General features: G+C 45.3%; 12 protein-coding genes and 2 pseudogenes. All 14 read left to right on the top strand.

Features of this window, described 5'->3' with window-relative positions; genetic code table 11:
- Positions 1-60 precede the first annotated feature (60 nt).
- The 14 genes and pseudogenes from AC3RCI_RS24565 to AC3RCI_RS24500 all read left to right on the top strand — a co-directional run bounded on the left by AC3RCI_RS24565 (position 61) and on the right by AC3RCI_RS24500 (position 14,361).
- Complete coding sequence (locus AC3RCI_RS24565) at positions 61-4,899, top strand: RHS repeat-associated core domain-containing protein (RefSeq protein ID WP_492526780.1); 4,839 nt, start codon at positions 61-63, stop codon at positions 4,897-4,899.
- 19 nt (positions 4,900-4,918) lie between these two features.
- Entirely contained in the window at positions 4,919-5,317 is a 399-nt protein-coding gene (locus tag AC3RCI_RS24560) for a hypothetical protein (RefSeq protein ID WP_492526779.1), read from the top strand.
- Between the two features lie 447 nt (positions 5,318-5,764).
- Positions 5,765-6,028: an RHS repeat-associated core domain-containing protein gene (locus tag AC3RCI_RS24555; protein ID WP_492529999.1), complete on the top strand. Its 264-nt coding sequence runs from the start codon at positions 5,765-5,767 to the stop codon at positions 6,026-6,028.
- Positions 6,012-6,386: a hypothetical protein gene (locus AC3RCI_RS24550; RefSeq protein ID WP_492529997.1), complete on the top strand. Its 375-nt coding sequence runs from the start codon at positions 6,012-6,014 to the stop codon at positions 6,384-6,386. Before AC3RCI_RS24555 ends, AC3RCI_RS24550 begins: the two co-directional genes overlap by 17 nt.
- Complete coding sequence (locus tag AC3RCI_RS24545; RefSeq protein ID WP_492526778.1) at positions 6,383-6,742, top strand: hypothetical protein; 360 nt, start codon at positions 6,383-6,385, stop codon at positions 6,740-6,742. Before AC3RCI_RS24550 ends, AC3RCI_RS24545 begins: the two co-directional genes overlap by 4 nt.
- Before the next feature lie 661 nt (positions 6,743-7,403).
- Positions 7,404-7,454 (top strand): annotated as a pseudogene (locus AC3RCI_RS24540) (hypothetical protein); the annotation flags it as partial.
- A 12-nt stretch (positions 7,455-7,466) separates the two neighbouring features.
- Entirely contained in the window at positions 7,467-7,937 is a 471-nt protein-coding gene (locus AC3RCI_RS24535; RefSeq protein WP_492526777.1) for a hypothetical protein, read from the top strand.
- A 19-nt stretch (positions 7,938-7,956) separates the two neighbouring features.
- Positions 7,957-8,361, top strand: coding sequence for a hypothetical protein (locus AC3RCI_RS24530; protein ID WP_492526776.1), 405 nt, complete (start codon positions 7,957-7,959; stop codon positions 8,359-8,361).
- Positions 8,362-8,674: 313 nt separating this feature from the next.
- A pseudogene (locus tag AC3RCI_RS24525) lies at positions 8,675-8,806 on the top strand (RHS repeat-associated core domain-containing protein); the annotation flags it as partial.
- A gap of 57 nt (positions 8,807-8,863) precedes the next feature.
- Positions 8,864-9,253: a hypothetical protein gene (locus AC3RCI_RS24520; protein ID WP_492530051.1), complete on the top strand. Its 390-nt coding sequence runs from the start codon at positions 8,864-8,866 to the stop codon at positions 9,251-9,253.
- Between the two features lies 1 nt (position 9,254).
- Entirely contained in the window at positions 9,255-9,737 is a 483-nt protein-coding gene (locus AC3RCI_RS24515; RefSeq protein WP_492526774.1) for a hypothetical protein, read from the top strand.
- A 177-nt stretch (positions 9,738-9,914) separates the two neighbouring features.
- Positions 9,915-12,047: an RHS repeat-associated core domain-containing protein gene (locus AC3RCI_RS24510; protein ID WP_492526773.1), complete on the top strand. Its 2,133-nt coding sequence runs from the start codon at positions 9,915-9,917 to the stop codon at positions 12,045-12,047.
- Positions 12,044-12,568 carry a hypothetical protein gene (locus tag AC3RCI_RS24505; RefSeq protein WP_492526772.1) on the top strand — a complete coding sequence of 175 codons (525 nt, stop codon included), beginning with the start codon at positions 12,044-12,046 and terminating at the stop codon, positions 12,566-12,568. Before AC3RCI_RS24510 ends, AC3RCI_RS24505 begins: the two co-directional genes overlap by 4 nt.
- Positions 12,569-13,101: 533 nt before the next feature.
- On the top strand, positions 13,102-14,361 hold the full coding sequence (locus AC3RCI_RS24500; protein ID WP_492526771.1) for an S-layer homology domain-containing protein: 1,260 nt from the start codon (positions 13,102-13,104) through the stop codon (positions 14,359-14,361).
- The last annotated feature ends 2 nt before the right edge of the window (positions 14,362-14,363 follow it).

The following is a 14,363-nucleotide window of genomic DNA, read 5'->3' as shown; positions in this document are numbered from 1 at the left end:
GAGAAGTATCTATATAACAAATGAATTTAAATCAATGGTACATAGAAAAGAGGAACATCCATGAAATTGGAAGTCAGCCTATCCGACCTGAAGCGGACCTCGAAGAGTCTGGACGGAGCCGCGGATGAGATGGGGGATCTGCGTACGGATCTGAACCGGGCGATGAACAGCCTCAGCTACAAAACCCTCAGTCAGGGCGGGGTACAGAGTACGTTCACCCACCTGATGCGAGAACTGGACGGCTTGCAAAGTAAGCTGGAAGTGCTGTCAGAGTTGACTCGCCGCAAGCGAGAAGAATATGAACAAGCGGACCGGGAAGGCAAGAAATTCAACTGGGGGAAGCTGGCCAGCTTCCTCACCTTTGCATTGGGCACTGTGCTGGATTTCCTGCCAGTGGTCGGAAATGTGAAAGGGATTATCGAGGCCATCACGGGCCGGGATCTACTGACGGGAGAGAAGCTGGCTTGGTATGAGCGCGGCCTTTCCGTGCTGGGACCACTGGGGAAAGCGGGAAATAAGGCGGCTTCCCTCTTCAAGTATGCCGACGAGGCCCTTGAGTTGACGGGAAAAACAGTGAAGCATGCCGATGACGCTGCGGATGCGGCCAAAACCGTAGGCCGCAGCGCGGATGAAGCCATCGATGCCGTACCTACCAACCCGAACAAGGCGGGAGTACCTGGAAACTCGACCCGGGAAGCGGGGGATGACATTGCCGGGGCGACGCCGAAGTCGACCAAAGCAGGAGAAGGTCCGGCAGGCTCCAGAGATGCGGGCGAGACGCCGATGACGAGTAATAAACCGGCGGGCAAAGCAGACGAAGCGCCTGGCGATGCCGGATCCACACGTCACGATACGGGACTCACCGATGCCGAGAAAGCAGCGGCAGCAGCAGGAACGGCGGCAGGAACGGGTTCCGCAGCGGCCGCTTCGATGATAAAGAAGACACCCGGAGGTAGCGCTCCAAAAGGGGCAGAGGCACCAGGGGCGCCCAAGACGAAGGATGTCGATGCTTCGCCGCACCAGCCGTCTACGGGTCGAACCACCGAAACGCAGAATGTAACCAAATCCAACAAAGAAAGCTGTCCAGGGGATCCAATCCATGCGGCTACCGGACATCAGTTTATGAATCATGATATCCTGACGCTGCATGGGGCAACCGATTGGCCCCTGACCCTCATCTATCACTCGGGTCTGCTGCAACGAGGGGAATTAGGTCCGGCCTGGACCCATCAATACGGACTTCGATTGCACATTCACCCATCAACACAGGATTTAACTGAGCACGCCACCTCCGTTGACGTCTATTGGACAGCGGGACGCCACAACCATTTCATCCATCAAGCAGATGGAACCTATCGAAGTTCAGATCTCGATGTGTATTGGGACGTGCTCGAACGGGAAGTGGATGGTTGGAAACTGACAACGCGTGAGCCGCGTGAGATCTATCGATTTACCGAAGAAGGACAACTGCTTAGCCACACTCAGTCCAGCGGCCTAACGCTGGACCTGTCCTATCAGCAATCGGGTCGCCTGTCGACCCTGATTGATCGGGCAACCCAGCGATCTCTGCATCTGGACTATACTCCTACAGGCGAACTGAAGGAAGTGAAGGATGCCTTACGTTGTGTCACATTTGAATACAGTTCAGCAGGTGTACTAGTTCGCGTCATCGAGCCGGGTGGTGTAGTGACCGACTTGATCTCGGATGAGGAAGGACGCTTGATCTCCCTGACGGAGAGCGGCATCCTCCAATTCACGAACACCTTTGATACCACGTACCGGATTGTCGAACAGACGGATGCAGCAGGCGGAAAGTTTCAGTTCCAGTATGATACCGAGAGTCATCCGGGGCAGACCTGGACCACGGTTACCAATCGGCTGGGTCAGACACGCATCCTTGTGCATGATGACGCTTTACAGCTCCTTGAAGTACATGCCGAAGATGGTGGTATCACCCGCTATACCTATACGCCGCAAGGACAGCTGTCCAGTGTCACCAATCCACTGGAAGAAACCATGTCGTATGTCTATGATGAGGATGGGCATCTGATCCGCGAAATCGATCCGCTGGGTCATGAAACGGAATATCACTACACTGCGCACCACCAAGTTGCGCGTGAAACGGATGCCGAAGGTGGTGTGACTAGCTACCAATACGATGAACAACAGCGCCTGACCGAAGTGACCCGTCCAGATGGGAGCACAGCGAAGTGGACCTACACCGAAACGGGGCAGACAGCCACGTACCAGGATTTCACGGGTGCGGTCTGGACCTATGGCTACAGCGATACGGGCGAGCTTCAGCATACGCTCGATCCGGAAGGTCGACGTTTGCAGGTTGGCTGGGATGAGGCGGGGCGACTTATTCAATTGGAGGATGCCGCGGGAAGTGTGAGTCGCCGGAGCTACGATGGTGCAGATCGCCTGACGTCCGCCACCGACCCGCTGGGCCTCACGTGGCAGACCGTGTATGATGCCAGTGGGCAGCGCATTCGGGAGACCCGTCCGTCTGGCGCTTCCATGCAGTATACGTATACACCGAATGGTGAGGTCGCAACCATCACCGATGCACTCGGCCACACCCGGCAATATACCTATGATGCCGAGAATCGCCTGATTGCCGAAATGAATGCGCTGGGCGAAACCACGCAGTTATCCTATGACCCGGCAGGTCGATTGCAGACCGTGACCGATGCATTAGGACACATCACGAAGTATTACTATGATGGTGCAGGACGTCTTATCTCCGTGATGGATGGCGAAGGGCGGACCGTCCAGCAGCTGACCTATGATGCCGCTGGTCGTCCGGTGGCGTGGCAGGATGGCCTTGGTCACATGACGCGGCTGCGGTTCAATGCCGTCCATCAACGCGTCGAAGATACCGACGCAGATGGCCATGCCCGCCATTATCGCTACGATGCCGCGCACCGCCTGACCGAAGTGATCCAAGGTGAAGGCGCAGACGAAGTAACCTATCGCCAGACATGGGATGGCGAGGATCGCAATACGAGCTATACGGATGCGAGCGGGAATGAAACCCGTCTGACGTATGACCGCAGTGGTCGCTTGCTGCAGGAAACGAACGCTGCCGGAGCACAAACCGCCTACACCTATGATGAACGCGGCTGGCTAAGTGCAAAGCTGGATGCTAAGGGACAGGAAACCCGGTATGCATATGATGCCGCTGGCCGCTTGATCCGTGCAGTGGATGAGGCGGGGGAAATCGTGCTGACCTACACGCCGGATGGACAAGTGGCGCGTGTGCTCGAAGCGGAGCAGCATGAGGAACGAACCTACGATGCGGCTGGACGCTTGCTCACGCGAACCGATGGATTTGGGCATCTGCTGCAATACGCGTATGATGCCGCAGGCCGGATGACGTCGCTCACGTATCCCGATGGCAAAGTGGTGCAGTATCGTTATCAAGCCACGGGTGAACTGGCTGAAGTGAAGGATTGGAACGGCCGTCTGACCCGGTACCGCTACGATGCAAGCGGGAAGCTCATCGACACCCGGCGCCCGAACGGCAGCCAGGAGCAAAGGGAGTATGATGCCGCAGGCCAACTGATTCGCCTGACGGATACGAGTGGACAGGGCATTCGTTTACAGCAATTCAAGTACGAATACAGCCCAAGCGGTTTGCTGCTGAAGGAAGAAAACAAACAGTATACGTATGACACCTTAAAACGCCTGCGCAGTGGCGCAGAGCCTGGCCGTATTGTACACTACATGTATGACCCGTCGGGCAACCTGACGAGTGAACAGGTCGGGGTGTCGGAACCCGTTGGCAAATTGCCGATACAGCAGCAGCTACATTACACCTGGGATAATCGACTACAGCGGATAGGGAACTATCCCGTCGAGATCGATGCCAACGGTAATCTGCTGTATGCGACCGATGGCAGCACCGCTTCGGCCTACGAATACGATGCTCGCAACCGTCTGGTGAAGGCAGGTAAACTGAAGTATCGGTACAACCCACAGGGAGACCGGATTGAACTCGCGCAGCGAGGGCAAGTGACCCGCTATGTGATCGACGATGCGCATGAACTGAGCCGGGTGCTGATGGAGCTGGATGGAGAAGGAAATGTGAAGGCCCGCTACATCTATGGACTGGGGCTGATTGGACGCGAAGATGCCAACGGAACGTATCTAAGCTACCATTACGACCTACGCGGCAGTACGACGTTGCTAACGGATGAGCAGAACCGGGTGACGGATCGCTATACGTATGGATTGTATGGCGAACTGGAGCAACGGGAAGGAGTAACCCCGCAGCCGTTTGCGTATAATGGACGGGATGGCGTCATGACGGATGCCAACGGTCTGTATTACATGCGTGCCCGGTATTATGATCCGAAGCTAAAACGGTTCTTGAATCGTGATGTAATCCGTGGAGAGATTCAGGATGGGCAGACATTTAACCGGTATGCGTATGTCAACGGGAATCCGGTGAGTTACATTGATCCGTTGGGATTGATGAAGTGTGAGACTGAAAAGTATATTAGGTATGGTTCTGAAGTCGAAGCTAAAGACTCACTAGATGCAAAGGGATTGGTGCCTAAAGTTCATGATAACGGAACTGTATCAAGAGGGAGTAAGTGGATATCTGAAGAAGGATTTGAACGGAATCCTGCAGATCTCGGAAAAGCAAGTGCCAATGGGCACACCCATAAAATCATTATTGAGACAGAAAAAGGAGCTAAAGAATGGCTCCAATCTAAAAGTATAAACTTTGAAGATATGATTGGAGGAGAATCTAAATATACAACTCGAGTAATAATTAAACCTGATAATGAAGCAGGCTCATACGGTGTGGGGAAAGATTTACTTGATGAGTTCAATTCCAAATGGGTTAATAAAGTAACTATAGAGAAAATAAAAAAAGGACGGAAATAACTAATGGACGGTGACAGAGATGTTTAGAAATAATAGAGAGTTTTTGGATAAACTCAAAGAATACACCGAGGAATTGGTTGGGAATAGTACCTTAAATTATAATCAAGAAGAGTTCGAACACAGTTTTTTAATGCAATGTTCGCATACTCCAGATAATATAAAGAGTATAAAATATATTGAATATGGTAAAATACAAGAAGAATATAGTACGGATAAATACAAGGAAATATATGGTTTAAAGATAAAAGAACAGTTAGTCTTCCTAGCAGATATTATGTACTTTCTTGAAGGGAACGAAAAAGTTATCCGTGAGATTTCTAATGAATTTCCAGAATTAAATAATGAAGAGATTGAAGCGGCATTACGAGTAATGGTGATTTATATGCGTAGTATTATGTGTGATGAAGTAGGTATGTAATAAAAAGTTGGGAATCTCTAGTTTTGTTTTATAAGATCTCGAGGTTGGTATATGTAGTATCATCTAATTAATTGTAATCTTAGAGGCTATGAGAACCTTAAATGGAGATGAGTTCCATTTAGGGTTCTCTCATTTTCTAATTGTTAAAATTCTATGGAGATAATTTCAGAGATCATATCAATCGCAAAAGCGATTCGTTATACCTATAATTCTTAAGATAAAGTGGTAAAACATTCTTGTAATTTGAAAGTTTTGATTGGTATTTAGGATGTGTATTATCTATATGACTAAAGAGGTGTTGAAGCAACGAGGGAGCCAAGTAAGTATTTGAGTTATCACTACGACCTGCGTGGCAGCACCACTTTACTAACGGATGAGCAGAACCGATTGACGGACCGCTATAGGTATGGATTGTATGGCGAGCTGGAGTAACGGGAAGGAGTAACCCTGCAACCTTTTGCGTATAATGGACGGGATGGCGTCATGACGGATGCCAACGGCCTGTATTATATGCGTGCCCGGTATTATGATCCGAAGCTAAAACGGTTCCTGAATCGTGATGTAATCCGTGGAGACATTCAGGATGGGCAGACATTTAACCGGTATGCGTATGTCAATGGGAATCCGGTGAGTTACATTGATCCTTTAGGGTTGAGTAAGTGGGAAACAAAGTCTGAGGGGACGGGTCAGATTGATGGAAGCCCCCTATAGTTCAATCAAGAATAAACTTAAGAAATGGAACTGCAGAGGACGGGCAGGATTTAACCATGTACTAGATAGGCATTTTAACCCCAATAAGAATGCTTCCCAATTCTCGGTTACACCTGATGAACTAAAGAGCATTCTTCAAAGTAAAGAAGTTGTGAGTACACCAGTTTCAAGAGTACTATATTCCGAGATAAAGTTAGCAGATGGGTCAATTGAAAAACAAGCTAGATATGTGAGGGAAGTTACTTTAGACTCTAACATAGGAATTGACAAATTTAGTGGTTCTCCAACAAATATTATGACTGTATTAACCGATAAGCATGGAAATTTAGTTACTGCTACACCGGGAGTGATAAAATGAAACTCAAAGGAAGTAAACAAGAACAAGATTTCAGAAAGGAACTAGAGGGTTCAAATTTGGTTTTGGCTCAAGACGGAAAAGTCGAAATAATATTAAATTTGTTAAGGGTTACTTTCGGAGAATTAAAAAGTGCATATATTTTGAATTGGACACCTGAACAAGGCGTGGATATATACACTATTTTGGTTGACATTGATAAAATCGCTAAAGTTGAAATTAGTAGAGTCAATCATTCGGAAGTTCCTTTAATTGAAACTTACAATCTGAAGGATTTCCAAAAACGGTTGAGTAAAATATTTCAAATTAAACTAGCCGTGGCAATTGATTTAGCGAAAACGGAACATCAGGAAGGTTAAATATTTTATTTCGAACCTTGATTGGCGTCATGCCTTTCAAGGTTTTTTCTTTTGGAGGGGGTGGGTGACGAATGAACCCATCATTCAACCAATAACACGAATAACCCATGTAATACCCGAATAAAGATTTTTCGAATTTGTTGTACGCACATCAATGCTTGAATTTTATCACCTAAATAACGCTATTGCGTTGCATTAAACAGGTCGATTAGGGCCAGATACCACCTTGATTGACCTGATTTTTGTTATCTTCGTTTTTTTGAGATTTTTTCAAAATGAAATCGCAACTTTAAAATTTGTCGCCCGATAGAGGGAAAAGCAATGAAGCGCATCTTTTAGGATCCGTCACTATTTTGAGTAGGAGGGCTAAAACATATTTTCCCATAAATTGGATAATAAGAAACTGATTCTTGTCAATCTGGACAAGAACAACACATATCATTTGCTGGACTGTCTTCACTGCCAACTATTAGTACTGATAAGCGAGAAAAAATTCATTAGTTTATTAGCAGTAGGCAAGCAGGTCAATGATAGGCTGGAGCAACGGGAAGGAGTAACCTCGCAGCCGTTTGCGTATAATGGCCGGGACGGCGTCATGACGGATGCCAACGGTCTGTATTATATGCGTGCGCGGTAATATGATCCGAAGCTAAAACGGTTCCTGAATCGTGATGTAATCCGTGGAGACATTCAGGAGGGGCAGACGTTTAACCGGTATGCGTATGTGAACGGGAATCCGGTAAGTTACATTGATCCGTTGGGATTGATGAAGTGTGAGACTGAAAAGTATATTAGGTATGGTTCTGAAGTCGAAGCTAAAGACTCACTAGATGCAAAGGGATTGGTGCCTAAAGTTCATGATAATGGAACTGAATCGAGAGGAAGCAAATGGATTTCAGAGAAGGGGAAGGAAAGAGATCCTCGAGATCTTGGTGACCCAGAGCACTACACACATATAATCAAAATTGAGACGAAAAAAGGAGCAAAAGAATGGCTCCAATCTAAAGGCATAGACTTTGAAGACATGGTTGGGGGAGAATCTAAGTATACAAATCGTGTTGTAATCAAACCGCGTAATGAAGCTGGTTCTTATGGAATAGGATCAGGATTATTGGAAGAATTTAATAGTAAGTGGGTTGATAAAATAACTATTGAGCAACTCCCTTCATCTAAGAAAAATAATAAGCGAAAATAACTAATGGATGGTGAGGAACATGTTTCAAAATAACAGAGACTTTTTGGATCAAATTAGGGAGTACACCGAAGAAGCAGTTGAAAAAAACGAAATAGAATTTAGTCAAAAAGATTTTGAAGAAAGTTTTCTAATGCAAGCATCGCATACGCCTTCTAATATTAATGCTGTACAAAAGGTTGAATATGGTAGGGTTGAAAGAGAGTACATTACTGATGAATTCAAAGGGATTTATGGACTGAAAATAAAAAATCAAGCTGTTCTATTAACTGATATTATGTACTTTCTTGAAGGTGAGAAGCAAGTCATTGATGCAATTGAGAGCGAATTTCCCGAATTAAGTATTGGTGAGATTAAAGCCGCTTTACGTGTAATGATGATATTCATGCGTAGTATTGAATGTGATGAGATTTTAGGAGACGAGTAAAATCATTTTCCTTCACTGATTATCAACCAGATAAACATTAACGAAAAATGAGTTGAATAGTTTGTTTATCTGAAGTGAGGTAAACAAAAGGTGAAAGGATACAAAGATCCCTATCCTAAGGTTATATGGATATAGGTGATGGAGAAACTTCGTCTGCAACCATGGCTCCTCATCTTACTATTGTAAAAACCATTATAAATGAAACGTCTGCATCTAAATTACTGGTAATAGATATGAGAAAACCTTGAGCGCTGTTTTAGGCCGTTCAAGGCTTTCTTATATTTAAACGTTAACATCCTTATGACTGTGTTACATGCGTGCCCGGTATTATGATCCGAAGCTAAAACGGTTCCTGAATCGTGATGTAATCCGTGGAGAGATTCAGGATGGGCAGACATTTAACCGGTATGCTTATGTGAACGGGAATCCGGTGAGTTATATCGATCCGTTGGGATTGATGAAGTGTGAGAATGAGGGGAAACCCAAGGAATCGTTTGTTGATATGATGGATTCGGTAGAAGCGACTAGGTATGAATCTTATTGGAAACAGGGGCACGGTTCACTTGAAAAAATCAAAGAGAACGGGCAAGAAATCTGGAAAGTGATGAACGGTAAAGAAATAAATACCAGACAAAGAGTTTATACTGTTCCTGGTGAGAGAAGTATTAAAGACATAAAAATTAATAATAAGACTGGTGAAACTTATGTGAGGGAAACCATATTTGATCAATATGGACGGAGAATAGGTAATAATGATTTTACTGATCATGGAAGGAAAGATATAGCTACTCATACAATTCCACATCATCATCCAAACTCATTTTTGAATCCGGACCAGCATGGGAAAGGTGTTCCAGGACTACATCCGCAGACTCCAAAAGGGAGGAAATAAATTGACCATAGCTAGTAATTTATATATAGCATGTGTAAGTGGGTATTACTCTAAGGTGGACTGGCAGGAGTGGGCTGATAGACAAATTTTGAAAAAGGATACTGTAGAAGATTGGATATATGGAGTGTCCTTAGCTAAGGACCTAAATGAATTATCTTTAGCTGTAGGGGCTAAGATGTTAGATGAATACTATTATGAAAAAAATAGGTTCTCGAAGAGTGACGTAATAGTGGGGTATTATTATCTCCAATTTCTCGAAAATAAAATAACTCTACGCGATTTGATTAGCAAATTGAGTGACGAAGATGACCCTTCAAATTCATCATCGATAAATGAACATTTGAATTTTTATGCAATAATGAGTGAGATTAATTTGAATAAGAGTATACTAAAGGAACCATTATTCGATCAGAAACTAGCAATGGTATTTGATCCGTACAAACAAATCGCGGAAAGCCAGAAGGAACAACTTGAATCATACTAGCATTGATATTATATGGATGATAGCCTGTTGAGAACTTATTCTCAATAGGCTATTTTTCTTTATGAAGATATGCGTCCAGAAATGCTAACGAAACGTGTCTCAGTTACCGATGATGGTGAGGGCCGGACCGTACAGCAGTTGACCATGGTGCCGCAGGCCGTCCGGTAGCCTCGCAAGATGAACTCGGCCACAGCACAGTTCAATGCCCTCCATCAACGCGTCGAAGATACTGACGCAGATGGCCATACCCGCCATTATCGCTACGATGCCGCGCACCGCCTGACCGAAGTGATCCAAGGTGAAGGCGCAGACGAAGTAACCTATCGCCAGACATGGGATGGCGAGGATCGCAATACGAGCTATACGGATGCGAGCGGGAATGAAACCCGTCTGACGTATGACCGCAGTGGTCGCTTGCTGCAGGAAACGAACGCTGCCGGAGCACAAACCGCCTACACCTATGATGACCGCGGCTGGTTAAAGGCTAAGTTGGATGCCAAAGGGCAGGAAACGCGGTATGCATATGATTCCGCGGGCCGCTTGATCCGTGCAGCGGATGAGGCAGGCGAAATCGTGCTGACCTACACGCCGGATGGACAAGTGGCGCGTGTGCTCGAAGCGGAGCAGCATGAGGAACGAACCTACGATGCGGCTGGACGCTTGCTCACGCGAACGGATGGATTTGGGCATCTGCTGCAGTACGCGTATGATGCCGCGGGTCGGATGACGTCGCTGACCTATCCGGATGGCAAAGTGGTGCAGTATCGTTATCAAGCCACGGGTGAACTGGCTGAAGTGAAGGACTGGAACGGCCGTCTGACCCGGTATCGCTACGATGCAAGCGGGAAGCTCATCGACACCCGGCGCCCGAACGGCAGCCAGGAGCAAAGGGAGTATGATGCCGCAGGCCAACTGATTCGCCTGACGGATACGAGTGGACAGGGCATTCGTTTACAGCAATTCAAGTACGAATACAGCCCAAGCGGTTTGCTGCTGGAGGAAGAAAACAAACAGTATACGTATGATACGTTGAAGCGTCTGCGCAGTGGCGCCGAGCCAGGCCGTGTTGTACACTACACATATGATCCATCAGGGAACTTAACAACCGAACAGGTAGGGACATCTGAAACGGAATTCACGAGTACTTCACCAACGCAGGACCTGCACTATACCTGGGATAACCGGCTTCAGCGGGTAGGGGACTATCCGGTCGAGATGGATGCCAATGGTAATCTGCTGTATGCGACCGATGGCAGCACCGCTTCGGCCTACGAATACGATGCTCGAAACCGTCTGGTGAAGGCAGGGAAACTGAAGTATCGGTACAACCCGCAAGGCGACCGCATCGAACTCGCGCAGCGAGGGCAAGTGACCCGCTACGTGATCGACGATGCGCATGAACTGAGCCGGGTGCTGATGGAGCTGGATGGAGAAGGAAATGTGAAGGCCCGCTACATCTATGGACTGGGGCTGATTGGACGCGAAGATGCCAACGGAACGTATCTAAGCTACCATTACGACCTACGCGGCAGTACGACGTTGCTAACGGATGAGCAGAACCGAGTGACAGACCGTTACACGTATGGGTTATATGGCGAGCTGGAGCAACGGGAAGGAGTAACCCCGCAGCCGTTTGCGTATAATGGACGGGATGGCGTCATGACGGATGCCAACGGACTGTATTACATGCGTGCCCGGTATTATGATCCGAAACTAAAACGGTTCCTGAATCGTGATGTAATCCGTGGAGACATTCAGGATGGGCAGACATTTAACCGGTATGCGTATGTGAACGGGAATCCAGTAAGTTATATTGATCCGTTGGGGTTGATGAAGTGTGAGACGAATTCTAATGACATATTAGCCTTACCCTTCGGTAACGACAGTAAGACCATGAATTTAGGCTCTGGTGACAATCCGCTAAAAGGAGCAATCAATGTAGACATGAGGGATGTCAATGGCGTGGATGTTGTGGCAAACGCAAATCATTTGCCTTTCAGTACAAGATCGTTCTCAGAGGTCATTGCCCAAAATCCGCACGGTTACGATATTTTAAAGAGTGATGTTCCAAGAATATTAGAGAACGGTGGGATTCTAAAAGTTGTTGGTGGTGAGAAAAATCCATTCTTTAAAAACATGTTGAGTGCAGACAATAAGTATTTTGAGCAATTTGGTTTTGAGTTAGTTGGAAGAGGGAAAGCTTCTGGTGATTTAATGTTTGGAGTGCAAAAAACTACTGATGGTAAAATTTTTTCCGATAAATCATTGGAGAGACAATTTGAGGTTATCCTGAGGAGAATTTATCAATGATAGAACTGGATATATCTAAACAAAAATTTGAGCTTTACGACTTTACAGAGTCAGTAATCCAATTTAAAAGCCCTTCTAAAATTATAAAAAAATTCTCTCTGGATATTTGGGGGATAATTATACCGATCAAAATGTTTAGTATAGAACAATATGGGCTGGGGAATGATCTGATCTTATTTAATGACAATGTCTATATTTCTGGTTTTTCTACTATCTATTTTGAGGATGTAGATAGTATTGAGATTGAAGTAGAGCTGCTTTCTGAGATGAAACCTCATGAACATATTTATCAATATGATGGGTCTAAATGTAAAATTAAAAAAAGGTGGGGATCAAATAGTTCTTCTGAAGGATATAACTATGAGATATTTTCAGCTATTGATTGGCCCTTTGGGAGTAGTTTTTTGTCTATAATTGCTTCAGGCAAAGCCACTTTAGAAATAGAACCGGAAAGGTTTATTCCACTAAATCAGTATATATTAAACACTTCAAAGTATGGATTGAACATAAATGGGAATTGACGAATATTTACTTTGCTTTTAACTGATTCAAACCTCAAAGGAGTTTGAGAGTGTATGTTATATTCTGAGTGAAAGTGTTCCTAAATCATCTATTTGGTCTCAAATATAAAGAAATTATACCCGATGTGGACTTAGACGATTGGTTTCAATCACTTAAGAGGATAAAATTAGATTAATTTGAATGATAAGTTTTTCTTATTTTGCTACAGCAGAGCAGGTTAATCATAGTGGATAAACCATGATTGACCTGTTTTGTTATACTCTCACTTAAACTGATTGTTGAAAGTAAATCTAAATACCTATATTTCACAAGCTTTTAGTGGTAAAATATTCTTATAAATGGCAGTTTTGATTGGTTTTTAGGATGTTGGAAGACCTAGTATTTATCTTTGAGTATTATTGAAGAAAGATGAAAGTTACATAGGATTGAAGGTGATCTTTTAAGAAGTCGTAGCATGCAAGAACAGTTCAAGAGATACATAGGTATACCCAGAATTTTACGAAGAAAATAACGATACTGGAGTGTGAACGAATTGAAGAAAGTAACACAATTACTACTAAGCAGTGCATTGGTACTGGGAATGCTTCCTTTCACCGGGAGTGCCAATGCAGCAGCACCTTCATTTAAAGATGTGCCAGCAAGTCATTGGGCGAAAGCTTCCATCGATGCTGCCGTGTCCAAGGGTTATTTTAAAGGCTACAGTGATGGAACGTTTAAGCCTGGAGCAACGGTAACACGTGCGGAATTTGCGGCATTGTTGTCTCGTGTATCCAAAGTGACTCCTGAGACAGAGCAAGTGAATGTCTTTCGGGATTTGGCAGGTCATTGGAGTGAAGCGGAAGTAAACCGTGCAGTGTCGCTCGGCTTTTTGAAAGCTTCGGATTATCCAAACGGGTTTAAGCCCAGCGCGGTATTGACACGGGAAGAGATGGCCAAGTGGCTCAGTTCAGGGCTTGCCGAACAAAATGAAGATTTTAAGCAAGCGCTAAAGGATACAGATACAGAGAATACGTTAGTGCCTGTAGCTGAGTTCTACAAGGGTGGTTTAAAGAAAGCGGCCTATCCATACGTCTCGGTTGTATTAGGAACCGGGTTGATGGCTGGGTACCCTGATGGAACCTTCGGTCCTGGGAAGACGACGACACGAGCAGAGGCTGCTGTGATTTTGTCTCGTTACCAACAGGTGCAAGAGAGTAAGGCAGATTCGTACAGAGATTTAAATGAAATGCGAGAAGTGGGGTTAACAGGTACCAATGTGACGTCTGCTACTCCTTATAAGTACAGCAAGACGTACGGCTCAGACGAACTAAATACTTTTGATAAAATAATCAACAAACCGTTTAAACTACGTAATAACTTGGGGACGATGACAATCCACCGCTTGATTGTAGCCGATGCACATACCAAAACAGACATAAAAAATTTATACGGCAAAATGTTTATTGATAATAAATATGATTATCCAATAGGAAAAGATTATTACGAGGTTTTTGTAGAGGCAACAGTAACGCCAAATGGTAACAATTTAAGCTCGTTAGCCTTTCTGAATGCAACGGGGAATGGTTTAACAAGTGGTTACAGTTTCACCAGTGGAACTGTGGACAGTTACGGAATATCTAATTTGCCAAGGGTAGAATATGTAAAAAATGGTTTTTTTAAAAAAGGAGTAACCAAAAGATTTTGGATGGAAGCGAGACTAAACAGAGCCCCGGGAGGGCCAATCGGCAGCGATGGTGGTTTTATTAAGGTAGGCAACGATATGGCTTCATTTAGATTCCCTGTTGTGTACTGATA

The sequence above is a fragment of the Paenibacillus sp. MT124 genome (assembly GCF_058792755.1).
This window is presented reverse-complemented; position numbering and strand designations above follow the sequence as displayed.